The organism is Treponema sp. UBA6852, assembly GCA_002449305.1.
Classification (GTDB): domain Bacteria; phylum Spirochaetota; class Spirochaetia; order Treponematales; family Treponemataceae; genus Treponema_D.
Map to the genome: position 1 here is coordinate 108,360 of DKDI01000034.1, position 15,223 is coordinate 123,582.

10 protein-coding genes are annotated in these 15,223 nt (G+C 39.8%); 6 read left to right on the forward strand and 4 right to left on the reverse strand.

Features of this window, described 5'->3' with window-relative positions; all coding sequences use genetic code 11:
* Positions 1-167 precede the first annotated feature (167 nt).
* The 3 genes from B3209_RS07400 to B3209_RS07410 are packed head-to-tail and all read left to right on the forward strand — an operon-like array spanning position 168 to position 5,421.
* Positions 168-3,116 (forward strand): efflux RND transporter permease subunit, encoded by a 2,949-nt coding sequence (locus tag B3209_RS07400; RefSeq protein WP_296662807.1) that lies wholly within the window; start codon positions 168-170, stop codon positions 3,114-3,116.
* 42 nt (positions 3,117-3,158) lie between these two features.
* Positions 3,159-3,938, forward strand: a complete 780-nt coding sequence (locus tag B3209_RS07405) for an outer membrane lipoprotein-sorting protein (protein WP_296662803.1) — start codon at positions 3,159-3,161, stop codon at positions 3,936-3,938.
* Positions 3,939-3,963: 25 nt separating this feature from the next.
* Positions 3,964-5,421, forward strand: coding sequence for a hypothetical protein (locus B3209_RS07410; protein ID WP_296662800.1), 1,458 nt, complete (start codon positions 3,964-3,966; stop codon positions 5,419-5,421).
* Positions 5,422-5,467: 46 nt separating this feature from the next.
* Here the strand turns inward: B3209_RS07410 and mtaB are convergent, their stop codons facing one another.
* The 4 genes from mtaB to B3209_RS07430 all read right to left on the reverse strand — a co-directional run bounded on the left by mtaB (position 5,468) and on the right by B3209_RS07430 (position 10,113).
* Positions 5,468-6,916 carry a tRNA (N(6)-L-threonylcarbamoyladenosine(37)-C(2))-methylthiotransferase MtaB gene (gene mtaB / locus B3209_RS07415; protein ID WP_296662794.1) on the reverse strand — a complete coding sequence of 483 codons (1,449 nt, stop codon included), beginning with the start codon at positions 6,914-6,916 and terminating at the stop codon, positions 5,468-5,470.
* A 10-nt stretch (positions 6,917-6,926) separates the two neighbouring features.
* Positions 6,927-7,556, reverse strand: coding sequence for a tetratricopeptide repeat protein (locus B3209_RS07420; protein ID WP_296662792.1), 630 nt, complete (start codon positions 7,554-7,556; stop codon positions 6,927-6,929).
* Between the two features lie 30 nt (positions 7,557-7,586).
* The gene (locus B3209_RS07425; protein WP_294012673.1) at positions 7,587-7,949 is read right to left on the reverse strand and encodes a bactofilin family protein; all 363 of its coding nucleotides are present in this window, start codon (positions 7,947-7,949) and stop codon (positions 7,587-7,589) included.
* Between the two features lie 94 nt (positions 7,950-8,043).
* Positions 8,044-10,113 carry a DEAD/DEAH box helicase gene (locus B3209_RS07430; protein ID WP_414717763.1) on the reverse strand — a complete coding sequence of 690 codons (2,070 nt, stop codon included), beginning with the start codon at positions 10,111-10,113 and terminating at the stop codon, positions 8,044-8,046.
* Positions 10,114-10,530: 417 nt separating this feature from the next.
* Between B3209_RS07430 and B3209_RS07435 the strand changes: the two genes are divergently transcribed.
* The 3 genes from B3209_RS07435 (at position 10,531) to B3209_RS07445 (ending at position 15,028) form a co-directional block, all read left to right on the forward strand.
* Entirely contained in the window at positions 10,531-11,907 is a 1,377-nt protein-coding gene (locus B3209_RS07435; RefSeq protein ID WP_296662784.1) for a hypothetical protein, read from the forward strand.
* Positions 11,908-12,046: 139 nt separating this feature from the next.
* On the forward strand, positions 12,047-14,143 hold the full coding sequence (fusA, locus tag B3209_RS07440; protein WP_295798349.1) for an elongation factor G: 2,097 nt from the start codon (positions 12,047-12,049) through the stop codon (positions 14,141-14,143).
* A 201-nt stretch (positions 14,144-14,344) separates the two neighbouring features.
* Positions 14,345-15,028, forward strand: a complete 684-nt coding sequence (locus B3209_RS07445; RefSeq protein ID WP_296690313.1) for an ATPase domain-containing protein — start codon at positions 14,345-14,347, stop codon at positions 15,026-15,028.
* Positions 15,029-15,223 lie beyond the last annotated feature (195 nt).

The following is a 15,223-nucleotide window of genomic DNA, read 5'->3' on the forward strand; positions in this document are numbered from 1 at the left end:
GAGTATTATTAATAATATAGTTTAAATTACTAAAATGTCAATAAGTTTAAGTAATTAAACTTTTTGTCATTTTTTTTACAAAACCTATTGAATTTTATAAAAAAAACATTATATTTATATATCAATAGGTTTAATCTTTTGAACGTTATTTAGGAAAGGACTATTTTATGAAAAAGAAATTCTTAAAAACTTTTTTTAAGCATCCTTGGGCAATAATTGTAGCCACTCTGTTGCTCACAGGATTCTTCGGATTCTTCTTAAAGAATTTGGCTCTCGAAAATTCACTTCGTTCATTCTTCCCTCAAAAAGACGCATCTTATGACTTGCTTACAAAAACTGAAGATGAATTCGGAAGCATGCTTTCTATTGGAATCACATTAGAAACAAAAAGTGGAACAACTATACTCACTCCAGAGTACATTGATGTTGTAAGAAAAATCACTGACAGAACTCTTGAACTGCCAGAAGTCGAAGATATAGATTCTGTCACCCACATCGATTATGTCTGCGATGAAAACGGTTCAATCTCAGCGACACAGCTCATTCCTGACACATACACAGGTTCTGACGAAGATATTTTTCAGCTGAAATCAAGGCTTGCTGAATGGCACGATATGTACAACCGCGTAATTGTAAATGACGACAGCACTGGATTTCAAATGCAGATTTCACTTCGTCCAAAAAGCGACGAAACTCTTTCACTTGAAGAAAACCAAGCAAAACTTGCAGAACTTATAGAGCAGGCAAAAACTGCGGACGACAAAACAGAAATCAATGCAGAAATTGCCCAGACAAAATCCAACATAAAAGAAATAAAAGCTCAAGTCAGAAAACTTGGTACTGACATTATGAGACAGCAAAAAGTTCTTGCAAAAGTAAAGAAAATTGTAAATGAAGAAACAGAAGGACATCATCTCGATGTAAAATTTGTAGGTGAACCTGTTCTTTCTGAAGAATCAAAGCAGTTTATGATTTCAGATCTTTTAGTTTTGATTCCGCTTGTAATTGTTGTTGTTCTTCTTTCACTTTACATGAGCTTTAAAACTGTAACTGGAATGCTTCTTCCTTTATGCACGGTTTTGCTTTCAACAATAATTTCCGTTGGAATGATGGGATTTTTTGGAATAACTTTCACTTTGATTTCAAGCGTAATTCCAGTTTCATTAATTGCAGTCGGCTCTGCATACGGAATACATGTTCTTTCGCATTACTACATCGCAATCAATAGCGTTGAAGGTGAAATGACAAGAGAAAAATATGAAGAATGCGTTTTCTCTGGTTTAAATGAAGTTATTGTCGCAGTTTTGCTTGCAGGTGTTACAACAATTGTCGGCTTCATTTCGCTTATAACAAGCCCACTCGGACCTTTGCACAGTTTCGCAGTATTCACAGCGGTTGGAGTTTCACTTTCGCTTCTTCTTTCTATAACGTTTATTCCTGCAGTCCTTCTTTTAAAGGACTACAGAAAAGCTGTAAAAAAAGAACGCAACATTGACAAGCTCACTGCAAAAGTAAAAGCAAAAATGGAAAAAGCAAAACGCCGTTTGGAACTTGCAAAAATTCAGCGCGGCGGAAAAACAGAAGCAGAAGCTAGCGGCGACACGCTTTATTCAATCTACAAATTTTTCTGCGGCTCTGTTCCACGGCTTGTGCTTACTTCAATTGCTATAATTGTTCTTTCATTCACTGGACTCAAAGTTCTAAAAATTGATACAGCGTTAATCAACTACTTCCCAAAGAACTGCGAGTTCAGAAAAGACGTTGACCATATTGACCAGCAATATGCCGGTTCAAACTGCCTCTTCTTTGTAATTCAAGGACAGGAAAAAGGAGACATTTCAAATCCGGAACTCTTGAAAGCAGTTGACAACATGGAGCATTATCTTGCTGCAAACCATGAGAACATCGGAAAAATCGTTTCCTTTACAACATTTATAAAACGCATAAACCAAGTTTGGCACGTTCCTGGAACACAGCCAGTTTCTTCTAGTGAATCATCAGATTCTTCTTCAAGCGGATTTTCTGACGGATGGGATGACTGGGGCTCTGATTTCGGAACTGACGACTCATCTTCAGCCTCTGATGATTGGTCAAATTGGGTTACAGATGATTCAGAAACACAAGCTTCTCCTGCACAGGATTTTGTAGATCCAAATATCGCTTACAGCGAGCAGCTTGAAACTTCAATGACAACAAAGCAAGTTCTTGAGCTTTTGTACAATGCTTATGTTGAAGCAGGAGGTCAGTATGCTTCCGTAGAAGATATCGTTAACCAGCTTATGAAACAGGTTAACTACAACGGAACTGCATATTATGAAATTCCTTACGACACTTCAAAGTATCCTGTTGCAACTCGTGAAGAACTGAAAAATGTTGTTGAAAATTATCTCACACTTTTAAGCGGCTCTCTTGACAGATTTATTGATGACGACATGAATCCAAAGGAAATGCGCATAACTTGCCAGCTTAGAAGCCATTCATCAGAAGAAAGTGGAATAATAATTGCAGATGCCAAAAATTATGCTGCAGAACATTTCCCTGAAGGCTACACTCTCGAAGCAACCGGTTCAGCGCAGATGGAACACAGAATGACAAGCATGATTGTTTCAAGCCAGATAACAAGTCTTGCTCTTTCTTTGTTCTCTGTATTCCTGATTATTGCGATTTCATTCAGATCTTGCTGGGCAGGACTTTTAGGAGCAATTCCGCTTGCATTCAGTATTCTTCTTAACTACATGACAATGGGATTCTGTGAAATCAATCTTGACTTCATTACAAGCATTATCGCTTCGGTTGCAGTCGGCGTCGGTATTGACTACACAATTCACTTTATGACAACCTATAAAGAAGAAAGAGCGAAAACAGAAAACGTTGTTGAAGTTCTAAAGGAAACTTTCAGAAAGAGCGGACGCGGAATTCTTACAAATGCACTTGCAGTAGGTCTTGGATTCCTTGTTCTTACACTTTCAAAGTTTATAGTTTTGCGCTACATTGGAATTCTTGTTGCAATCGTAATGTTTACATCAAGCTTCCTTGCAATGACAATTATTCCAGGAATTTTGAATCTAACAGATCCAAAATTTATGCGGCCAAAAGAAAAAACAGAAAATAAATAAAAAAAATCCCGGATTTTTCCGGGAAAAACATGGAGGATAAAAATGAAACTTACATTTAAAACACTTACATTGGCAGCTGCACTCGCAGCAGGAACTTTCGCAGCATTCGCAGATGCGCGCGGAGATGAAATCATGCAGAGAACACATGATGTCGCAAAGCCTGACTACAGCCGCTCTAAAGTTGTAATGCTTTTAACAGACAAAAACGGAAGCACAGAGCAGCGCAATGTTCTTCAGTACGGACGCAACAAAAATGACATAACAAGCGCAGTCATGGATTTCCGTTCACCGGCAAACATAAAGGACACAAGATTTCTTCAGATTGAAAACAAAGGCGCGCCAGATGACAAATGGATTTATCTTCCGGCACTGAAAAACACAAGACGTGTAAATTCAAGCGAAGGATCAAAATCCTTCATGGGAACTGATGCAACTTATGATGACCTTTCTACACGCGAAATGGAAGAAGACACTCACGAATTCGTAAAGGAAGAAACCAAGAACGGTTTCAATTGCGAAGTTGTAAAAAACACACCGATTGATCCAAAGTCAAGCCAGTACAGCTATAGAATGGTTTGGGTAGACAAAGCTACAGATTATCCTGTTTACACGGAGCTTTTTGACAAAAACGGAAAACTTATAAAAACTCTTACAGTTTTCAAAATTGAAAATGTTGACGGCTTCAATATTCCAATGGAAAACAAAATGGAAAATGTTCAGACAAAACATTCAACTTCCATAAAAATTCTTAACGTTGATGTAAAGACTGTTCTTCCAGACAGAATCTTTACACAGGACTTCTTGAACACAGGAAGATTCTAAAAACAAAAACAAGGAGTTTCATTATATGAAAAACAAAATTTTTGCGCTTGCAATGATTTTTTGCTCATTTGCATTTGCACAGGATTTTGATGACTGGGGAAGTTTCTCTGACGACACTGACGGTTTTGGCGGAAGCTCAAGTCCTTCAATTACATTCAGCGGCGAAGGAGAACTTCAGGGCAGAATGTATCTTGACAAGCCAGAATACGAAGGACAGAAAGATTCAGACTACGACTCGGTTTCAGACTTTCCTGTTACCGCAACTCCATCTGCAAAGCTCGGAATCAATTTTTCAGGCTCAAATGTTGATGCAGACATTCAGCTGAAATTTGACGAAAGCGCAATTAAAGATTATCCACAGGACGTAATAGATGAGCTTACAATCCGCGGTTACTTTGGAAAACTAAAACTTGAAGCAGGAAAAATGAAAGTTATCTGGGGAAAAGGAGACAAGCTTCATGTTCTGGATAATTTTAATGCAGACGATTACACTGATTTCATTGTTCCAGAATACATTGACCGCAGGCTCAGCACGCCTATGTTCCGCGCAATATATTCCTTTGAAAAAAACGATTTACGCTTGGAAGGAATCTGGACTCCGTACATGGAAAAAGACAGATTCGCAACAGACGGAATTTGGACGCCAGATGCATACACAGAATTGAAAAATTCAGTAACAGAAATAGCTTCAAAGTGGGCAGAAAGCGGAACAGTAGGTCTTATGAAAGCTGCGCAATTCAATCAAGACGACTTGTACCAGGATACGCAAAAATTAAAATACACACAAGCTGGACTTAGAATTACAGGCACATTCGGCTCGTTTGACTGGGGCGCAAGTTACTATTACGGGCATTACAAGCAGCCTTCAGCAGATTTAAGCGCGACAATTCTAAGCGGAAAAACAGAAATGCCTTCACTTGAATATGACTGGAAGCAGACATTCGGACTTGAAGCGGCGACTGTGCTTGGAAGATTCAACTTGCGCGGCGAACTTGCATACAATTTGACTGACGATGTTGCAGGCGATAATCCTTGGGTTCATAACAACAGCATTGCATGGCTTGCAGGCTTTGATGTGGACATTCCGGTTAACAACATTAACATCAACATTCAAGAAACTGGAACTTACATTTTCAAAGGCGACAAAATTGATGATGCGGAAGGATTTTCTAGCTACGGCGTAATGAAATCACTATTAAAGTCATATGATGTTGACTACGACAAAACTGGATACACAAACAACAAGCTTGTCGTAAACATTACAGATTCTTGGATGAATGATAAAATTGCGCCGGAAGTTACTGCGCTTTGGGGAATTGAACGCGGCGACTTTGTTGTTCAGCCTAAAATCGCATATAAGCCGAACGGAAATTTAACACTGACTTTAAGCGGAATGTATATTCATTGCAAAGATGAAGACAGCGAATTCTATGAATGGAAAGACAACAGCTTTATAAATGTTGGTGTCAACTGTAAATTCTAAAGGTTAAAAACAACGGACGCTTTGGTAAAATCCATTGCGTCCATTTTTATTTTAAAAGTTCTGCCAAGCACTCTTCTTCTCTTCCGCATTTTATGCTGTCTTCAAGCGCGGAAATTATTTTCAGCATGACAATGCTTCCGGCTTCCAGTTTTTTTTCAGATTCAAATTCAGCATGAAGAAAATTTTCTGTAACAGCATGAAAAATATTTTTTACATCTGATTTCTGCAAAACTTTTTTTTCAACAGTCGCTTCAACAGTTTTTTCTTTAAAAGAATTTATATAAGAAATTTTTCCAGAAACAGCAATTTCTGTAAGCCACTTTACGCGCTCATTTTTTATTCGCTCAGGAATTTTTGGAGTCATAGAAAATGCCAGTGTTCCAGGTCTTGCTGAAAAAGGAAAAGCGTGAATCCAAGCAAAATTCATTTTTTTGCACAATGACTTAGTCTGCTCAAAATCATCTTCCGTTTCTCCGGGAAATCCTGCGATTATATCACAAGAAATAAACGGATTTATTTTGCATTCTCTAAGAAGCTGAACCGCATTTTCAACTTGTTCTCGCTTATAAGGTCGACGCATAGAATTCAAAATCGAATCACTTCCAGACTGAATGCTCAAATGAAAAAACGGCTGAACCCTTTTGTCAGACAAAACTGAACAAAGTTCTTTTGTTATATGCTGCGGATAAAAAGAAGAAATTCTAAATTTAACTTTTTTTGTATTAGAAAGCAAAAATGAAAGCAGCTCTTTAAAATCAAAAACCGCACCGTCTTTTGCCATTCCTGCATACTGGCTCAAGTTAACGCCTGTAAGCACTATTTCCGAAGAACCTAAATTTTCAATTTCCTTTGCACGCTCAAGAATTTTTTCAGGCTCAAGAGAAACAGAAGTTCCACGGGCAAAATGAATTCTGCAGAATGAACACGAGTTGTTACAGCCATCCTGAATTTTCAAAGTCGCCCGGCTATGCTTTTCAAAAACAGGCGTATACAAAGCAAACGGATTCACCGCCGTTGGAATTTTTTTTGAAGAGTCAATTTTTTCAAATGAAAAAGTTTTTTTGTTAACAAAGGATTTTAGATTCTCAAAATTGAATTTTCCGCTTTTAAAATCAAGCGTGCCGCCATTCATCGCAACGGAAATTTCCTTTAAAATAAATTTCTTTGTGCCGGGAACAATTATAATTCTATTTTCTGAAATCGAAGTTATTTCACAATCAGCAAGTTCAGCATAACAGCCGGTAACAATTAATGGCGCATCAAAAAATTTTTCAAGAAGCAACCTGATTATTCGCCGGGCTTTCTGCTCAGCTTTGCCCGTAACCGTGCAGGTATTTATCACGCTTAAAATTACATCTTGAGAAGGATTTGTTCCAGATGAAACAGAATTGAACTCACAAGCAAAACCAGCATCAGAAAAAGAACGCGCGGCTCCTTCCGTTTCATCCTGATTAAGCCTGCAGCCTAGAGTTTCAAAATGAATAATATTTTTCATCAGCTAAAAACTAAAGACGATCCTGACATCTTTTTTTTCCGCGGACAGCATCGTAATTTTGAGAATTTAAGCCAAGTGCCCTGTCATAAGCTGTAATAGCGTTTTTAAAGTCGCCGCACATTTCCCGTGCGTAACCAAGTCTTGTCCACCAATGCGCGCTATAAGTCGGCTCATATTTTACAGCCGCGCTAAAAGAAATATCCGCATGCTCATATTTTGTCTGGCGGACATAAATTTCACCCATATAATAATATGCAGTTCCAAGCCGCGCCGCAGTTTCCGAAGAATTTGCGACATAACGCTGAAACATACCAAGCGCTTCATTGTTTTTTCCAAGATAAAATTTAGCCTCGCCAAGAACTTCCATCAAGCGAATATCATAGGAATTTATTTTGCGCGCTTCTGTAGCTCTAAGCTCTGCTTCCTTGTACTGCTTGTTTCCAACCAAAGACCAGCACAAAACAGCGTAAGAGTCCATATTGTTCGGATTGTTGGAAATTTCAACTTCACAAACAGCCACAGCATCTTTGTACTTTCCTTCACGGTAAAGTTTAAGTGCATCTGGACGAGAGGCTTGCGAAAAAACTGCGGAAACAAAAACAAAAAATATAACAAATGAAAAACAATTTTTCTTATTCATATAAGCACCTTGAAAATCCAGCTTGAAAAATCACATTCCAGACATTGAGCATTTTCCGGAAAAAACAGAACCAGGCTCAAGCACAACCTGCGCAGAAGAAATATCGCCAATTACAGAACCTGTTGAAGCGACATAAACAAGTTTTTTTCCATTTATATTTCCAACAACTTTTCCGCGGACAAGCACACGTTCTGTTGAAATGTCGGCATTGACTTCCGCATTTGTATCAATAAGCAAATCACTTGAAGCTTCGATTGTTCCGTTCATTTTTCCTTTTATCATAAACGGCTTTGAAAAACGTATATTTCCTGTAAATGAAATGTCACTAGCCATTACAGTGTCAAAATCTTCTTCGTCAGTATCAAACGGCTTTGAATCTTTTATTTCGTACATTTCTTTATTTTATTGATGAACAGCATTGAAGTCAATGCGACTAGAATAAAAAAACGCCGCCATTTCTAGCAGCGTTTTTATCTAAACTTAAAAATTAATATTCCTGAGCGTCAGATCTCTTGAAGAATGAAGATGAACCGCTTCTCTGTGTAGCAGTGTGAACTCCAGCTCTTGCATGAGAACCTCCGCGGAATCCTCTGTCCCTATCACGTTCGCGTCGTCCGCCAAAGTCTCTGTCGCGTCCAAATCCACGGTCGCGGTCCCGTCCTCTGTCTCTTCCGCCTCTTCTTGAGCCACGGTCGCGTCCAAATGAATCGCGCTCGCCAAGTCCGCCGCCAGTAACTTTTGTATCAAGGTGCATGTGCGGCAATGAGCGGTCGCGCTCGGAAAGCTCAATGGCTCTTCTTCCGTCATCAGCTGGCAAAGAAAGAAGACAGAATTTGTCAGCCATATCAATGGCATCAACTTTGCGCCCCGGAACACCAAGCAAATCATGGAAGAAATCCGCAATTTTTCTTGGATTGTAGCCATCGTCCCAGCCCATCTGAACATAAAGCCTAAGCTGGTCGTCGCCAACAAAAACATCTCCGCCTCTTCTTGAACCACGGTCGCGTTCACGGCGTCCGCCACGGTCTCTGTCGCGTCCTTTTGATTCAACAGAATAAGTATTAATTTTTCCGTAGCGATTTTTATTCAGCATTCCGCCGTAAGAAACCGCAAGCAGTGAAGCAACAACTTCCTCTGGATTTTGACCATTGCAAAGTTCTTCCGCAAGTTTGTCAAAAATAGGATCGCCTTTTCTTAAATGTGGAACTTTTGGCTCTGAAGAAACATTAGCTTCAGCATTTTCATCTGCATAAACAGAATCAGCTTCGTTTTCAGCCTGAACTTCAGACTTTTCCTGATTAAGTCCAAGCTTGTTTTTAATGTCAGAAAACAGGCGGCTCTTTTTTGCTTCCAAAACTTCTTCTATTGAAGGAACTTTGTCTTCAACAATTTCGTCCTTTGAACTTTTCTTTACAGTATTAATAAGGTAATTAAGACGTCTGCGTGTTTCTTCCGGCTTTACAAAAGTAACCGCCATTCCAGCAGCTCCTGCACGACCTGTACGACCAATGCGGTGAACATAAGTCGGACCGTCAAAAGGAAGCTCGTAGTTTACAACGTGAGTTACGCCTTCAATGTCAATTCCACGCGCAGCAACATCAGTCGCAACAAGAATTCTTGTTTTCTTTGAACGGAATCTTGCAAGAATTTTTTCACGCTGCCCCTGAGGAATATCTCCGTGCAATGCGGCAGCTTCATATCCGCGCTCATCAAGCGACTTTGAAACATAGTCAGCATCAGATTTTCTCTGAACAAAAACAAGTCCGAAGAAATCCGGCGAAATATCGATAAGACGAACCAAAGCCTCAACTTTTTCACTTTCGCGAACAACCCAATATTTCTGCTCAATCAGAAGCGGCTCTTCTTCAAAACCTTCTTCTTCAACGATTTCATACTCGCCCATAAAACGCTGGGCAATTTTCAAAATTTCTTTTGGAACTGTCGCGCTGAACAAAAGAACACGGCAATCCTGATTTGCGCATTCAAAAATATTTTCAATATCCTCGATAAAGCCCATGTCAAGCATTTCATCGCCTTCATCAAGAATAAAGTAATCGATTTTGCTGATGTCAAGAACACCGCGGTCAATCAAGTCCTGAACACGGCCTGGAGTACCAACAACAATTTCAACTCCGCGGCGCAAAGCCCTCATCTGCTCGCCCATAGAAGCACCGCCGTAAACTACAGCAGTACGTGGATATTTTCCAGTTGCAAACGAAGCCATTTCTGTCGCAGTCTGCATAGCAAGCTCGCGTGTAGGCTCAAGAATGATTGCGCGGACATGGTCGCTTTCTTCACGCAAATCTTGAACAAGCGGAAGTCCAAAAGCGGCAGTTTTTCCAGTTCCAGTGCGGGCCTTTGCAATAACGTTCGCATCTCCATTCAAAAGACGCGGAATTGCAAGAACCTGAATTGGAGAAGGAACTTTAAATCCTTTTTTCTCAATAGCGGCAAGAGTGATTTCATCAAGTCCCAAGTCTGCAAATGAAATTGTCTCAGGCTCATTTGATGATTCATTTGAATTTTCCACAGAAACCTGTGAATCCTCTGCGGGCATAGTAATCCCATCAATTTTGTTTTCTAAATCTTCCATAAACGATTCCCTTTTCCTTACATGAAAGACCGGAACCGCTTGAAAATATCTTTTTTTACTTGATTTTCCTTTTTACCTGGCAAAGCCTAAGAAGCGGCTGCAATCTGACATGCTGATGATATAAAATATAGCGCAGAGTATATAAGATTTTTCAATGTTATTCAAGCGAAAAAACACAAAAACGCAAAAAATGTCATAATTTTCTATCAAAATTCCATGTTTACCGTCGGCATCGGGCTTGCCCCTGCGATGCTTCTGAAAGAAACTCGGTTGATAGTCTATTGAAATTTTACAGTTGATTCCCATATCAAGCATGGGAATGACAGTTAATTTCCACAAAAAATATGCAGAAAATTATTTTTTTCAGAAATAAATAATGTGATGAAAAACAAAATTACTTTTATAACAATTATTTTATCGCTGAACATTTGCCATGCGCAAATTGAATTTTATTCCGGGAATAATTTTAAATTTCCTTTAAAAGACGGAAAAGAAAATTTCTCGCTGAAATACGATTCCGGAGCAAGGCTAAAGTTCCGCGGACTAACTGCCATTTGGATTGCAGGAATCGGGACAGAAACTTTCCATGACATTGCAAGCTCTTCGTTTTGTGAATTTGAAGCAATGCAAAAATACCGCTACGGAATAAAATATTCAGCGGCAACAAAATTCGCGGCCACAGATTTTCTTGCAGGAACCTTGCGTTTTTCACAGGGAATTTCAAGATTAAAGCAGCCAAATTTTTATGTTCCGAGCGCGCTAAAAAAGCCTTCTCTTTTAGCACCTGGAATTTCTCCAAGCCTACCCTCCTGGACTTCCGGGAAAACTCCACTGGCAGCGGCAATTTCAATTTCACCAGGAAACAAAAATTCATTTTTGCCAACTATTCAACTTTCTGTTCTTGAAACAAAGGAATTTTATGCGTCTGCCTTCAAAAGATTTTCAGCTCCGTTCATTCCAAACGCAACCATTTCATTTTCTGGCGGACTTTTTGAATACGGAAGAGAAAACAGCTCAGCTTGGTTTCAAAAGCAAAGATTTTTTTCCACGGAAAAACGAGGCGCAGCAGAAACTGAACTGAACATAGCCTTTGCACATTTTAGAATTTCTGGAGCGGCAGGAATACACGAAAGCCCGTTCGGCGGAAATTTCTTTTGGGCAAGGCTTCAAAACTTCATTCTTTTAGGCGATTTTTTGCTCCATTCTTTCTATTATACCGCAGACGAATCTTTAATAACCGCCGACAAAACTGAAAATAGAATAAAAACCCAAGCAGGAATAAATCCGCAGTACACATTTTGGTTCGGAAAAACTTCGGCAAGCACAGGAATTTTACTTTACTCTGCGGAAAGACAAACGATTGAAAGGCTTCCCTCTGCCTTCAATGAATACTGCGCAAAAACAGCATTGAGCATTTCAAGTGGAAAATGCAAGCTTTCATCAAACGCATCTTTTCTTTATTCCACGGAAAAAAACGGAAAAGAATATTCTGCGCAAATAAAGGCTTCAAGAAATTTCAAAAGCTCATCTACAAGCGCAACTTTTTCTTATAAAAAAGAAGACTCTGGGAAAAACACATTTTCATTCACAAGCACAGTTTATCCTAAAAAAACAATGCTGCGCCAAGCCGGAATCGGATTTTCATTTTCTGAAAAAGAAGGCGACTTTAAATGCAGTCCTTCAGCAACTACAGTTTTTAAAGGCGGAAACAGAAAGATTAAGTGGAACATAAAAACAGCATTTCTATTAAATTTTTAAACTTTCTTCAAAACAGCCCAAGACCTATTGAATTTACCGCTATTTTTTAATAAAATTGCTTGAATTAATTGCATTATGCGGAAATCTTTGCATTTCGTATTCTGCCGACTCACGAATTTTTTTTTGAGAGGTATACACTATGGGTTTTGATATTACAAAAGTACGTAATATCGGTATCAGTGCACACATTGACTCTGGTAAAACAACAACATCAGAACGTATCTTGTTCTACTGCAACAAGATTCACCAGATCCATGAAGTTCATGGCAAAGACGGTGTAGGCGCTGTAATGGATTCTATGGATTTGGAGCGCGAGCGTGGAATCACAATCCAGTCAGCAGCGACTCAGGTAAACTGGAAAGGCACAACAATCAACCTTATCGACACTCCAGGCCACGTAGACTTCACAGTTGAAGTTGAACGCTCACTCCGTGTTCTCGACGGAGCAATCCTTGTTCTTTGCGCTGTTGCAGGTGTTCAGTCTCAGTCAATCACAGTTGACCGCCAGCTCAAACGCTACCATGTTCCACGCATCGCTTTCGTAAACAAATGTGACCGTCAGGGTGCAAATCCACTTCGTGTATGCGCACAGCTTCGCGACAAGCTCGGACTCAATGCATATATGGTAGAGCTTCCAATCGGTCTTGAAGACAAACTCCAGGGCGTTGTAGACCTTATCGCAATGAAGGCTTACTATTTTGAAGGACACGATGGTGAAGACATTCGCGTTGCTGAAATTCCAGCTGAACTTGTAGAACAGGCAAAAGAAAAGAGAGCAGAACTTCTTGAAGCAGCCGCAATGTTTGACGACTCGCTCATGGAAGATCTTATGGAAGAAAAAGAAGACATTCCAGAAGAAAAGATTATCGCCGCAATCCGCAAAGGAACCCTTGAAGAAAACTTCGTAGCAGTATTCTGCGGTTCTGCGCACATGAACAAAGGCATTCAGCCAGTTCTTGACGGTGTTGTACGCTATCTTCCTAACCCAACTGAAGTTCACAACTACGGACTTGATCTTGACAAGAACGAAGAGCAGGTTGAGCTTTTCAATGTTGAAAACAAGCCTTGTGTTGCACTTGCATTCAAACTTGACGACGGACAGTACGGTCAGCTTACTTATGTCCGCATTTATCAGGGAAAAATCACAAAAGGCGATGAGCTTTACAATACACGCGCAAAGAAAAAGTTCAAGGTTGGACGCATTGTCCGCATGAACGCAGCAGCAATGGAAGACATCAACGAAGGTCAGCCAGGCGACATTATCGCATTGTTTGGTGTTGACTGCGCATCTGGAGACACATTCTGTGGTGGCGGACTCAACATTGCAATGACTTCTATGTTCGTTCCAGAACCAGTTATTTCAGAAGCAATCACTCCTGTAAACAAGCAGGACGCTGCAAATATGTCAAAGGCTCTCAACCGCTTTACAAAAGAAGACCCTACATTCCAGACTTACGTTGATCCTGAATCAAATCAGACAATCATCAAGGGAATGGGAGAACTTCACCTTGCAGTTTACGTTGAGCGCATGAAACGCGAATACAAATGCGAAGTTACAGTTTCTCAGCCGGAAGTTGCATACCGCGAGTCTATCACACAGCGCGCTGACTTCAACTACACACACAAAAAACAGACTGGTGGTTCAGGACAGTACGGACGCGTTGCCGGTTTCATGGAGCCAATTTCAGAAAAAGACTACGAGTTTGTTGACTCAATCAAAGGTGGAGCAATTCCAAACGAATACATTCCTTCTTGCGACAAAGGTTTCAAGAAAGCAATGGAAAAAGGCTCTCTCATCGGAGCACCTGTTGTTGGCGTAAGATGCACAATCAACGATGGTCAGTACCACCCGGTTGACTCTTCAGACATCGCATTCCAGACTGCTGCTATCGGAGCATTCCGCGAAGGCTATGCAAAGGCAAAACCAGCAATTCTTGAACCTATTATGAAAGTTCAGATTGCAGGACCTACAGAATTCCAGGGAAATATGTTCGGACTTATCAACCAAAGACGCGGTGTTATCATCGATTCTTCTGATGAAAACGGAAACTCAACTGTAAACGCAGAAGTTCCGCTTTCTGAAATGTTCGGATTCTCAACAATTCTCCGCTCTTCTACACAGGGAAAAGCAGAATTCACAATGGAATTTGAAAAATACAGCAAAGTTCCAAATGCAGTTGCCGACGAGCTTATCAAGGCTTATGCAGAAAAGAAAAAGGCTGGACAGGCAAAATAAAACTATAAAAGCCTAGTTTAACCGTAGAATCTCCAGTGAAAGAATTTTCTTTTGCTGGAGATTTTTTTATTGTAAAATAAAATTTATGTGTTATACTTATTCAAACGGACACAGAACTTTTTGCAAAGCAAAATATTTTGAAGCGCAAAACTTTCTGCAAAAGTAAAAAAAAATCAAGCTAAAAATTCAGGAGGCAGCATTATGGCAAAGCAGGAATTATATGAAAGAAGCCCAATCCGCATTTTTGACGAAGCGGCAAACGGAGGGCTCAAGGCTGGCGAGCTAGGACTTGTTACAGCAAAAAAGGGACTTGGAAAAACTTCTGTTCTTGTTCAATTTGGAATGGACACACTTCTTAATGGAAAGCAGCTTGTTCACGTTTCATTCAACCAGCACAGCGAAAATGTAATTTCTTGGTATGACGGAATCTACAACGAAATTTCAAAGAAAAAGGCAATCGCAAATGCCGCTGATGTAAAAGAACAGATTCTCCGCAACAGAACAATCTTGAACTTCAATCAGGACAACATCAGCCTGGAAAAAGTTGTTAACACATTGAATGCGCTCAAGGCTGGCGGAACAGCAGTTGCAGGTGTTGTCATTGACGATGTTGATTTTTCAAAAGTAAAAGAAGCAGACTTGCAGACAGTCGCAAGCTACGCAAAGGTAACAAAGACAAAAATCTGGTTCAGCTCAACTTCAGTAGGCGACAAACTTGAAGATTCAGCTCCAAAAGCGCTTCTTCCATACTTCTCTGCTGTGATTCATCTTTCTTCAAAGAATTCTGTAACTCAGCTGAGCATTCTAAAAATGGGCAAGAACACAGACATTGAAACAACACTTAAGCTGGATTCAAAGACTCTGCTCATCACAAATAACAAGTAATTTTAGAATGTCTCTGAAAGATGCACTTTTAGAGGAGACTAAAAAACGAGGCCAAAATAAAACGGCTGCCCTTTAGAAATAGAGGGCAGTTTTTTTTGTTTTTGAAACATTATTGAAAGAAATTTGGACTAAATAGCCAAAACTTCGAGTTTTATGATTTAATGTCATCATCGGGCTTGCCCCTGCGATGTTTCT

What these genes read in the sequence shown, in the direction of transcription:
- B3209_RS07400 (WP_296662807.1), top strand. Translation starts at nt 168, where the DNA reads ATGAAAAAGAAATTCTTAAAAACTTTTTTTAAGCATCCTTGGGCAATA.
- B3209_RS07405 (WP_296662803.1), top strand. Translation starts at nt 3,159, where the DNA reads ATGAAACTTACATTTAAAACACTTACATTGGCAGCTGCACTCGCAGCA.
- B3209_RS07410 (WP_296662800.1), top strand. Translation starts at nt 3,964, where the DNA reads ATGAAAAACAAAATTTTTGCGCTTGCAATGATTTTTTGCTCATTTGCA.
- mtaB (WP_296662794.1), bottom strand. Translation starts at nt 6,916, where the DNA reads ATGAAAAATATTATTCATTTTGAAACTCTAGGCTGCAGGCTTAATCAG.
- B3209_RS07420 (WP_296662792.1), bottom strand. Translation starts at nt 7,556, where the DNA reads ATGAATAAGAAAAATTGTTTTTCATTTGTTATATTTTTTGTTTTTGTT.
- B3209_RS07425 (WP_294012673.1), bottom strand. Translation starts at nt 7,949, where the DNA reads ATGTACGAAATAAAAGATTCAAAGCCGTTTGATACTGACGAAGAAGAT.
- B3209_RS07430 (WP_414717763.1), bottom strand. Translation starts at nt 10,113, where the DNA reads ATGCCCGCAGAGGATTCACAGGTTTCTGTGGAAAATTCAAATGAATCA.
- B3209_RS07435 (WP_296662784.1), top strand. Translation starts at nt 10,531, where the DNA reads ATGAAAAACAAAATTACTTTTATAACAATTATTTTATCGCTGAACATT.
- fusA (WP_295798349.1), top strand. Translation starts at nt 12,047, where the DNA reads ATGGGTTTTGATATTACAAAAGTACGTAATATCGGTATCAGTGCACAC.
- B3209_RS07445 (WP_296690313.1), top strand. Translation starts at nt 14,345, where the DNA reads ATGGCAAAGCAGGAATTATATGAAAGAAGCCCAATCCGCATTTTTGAC.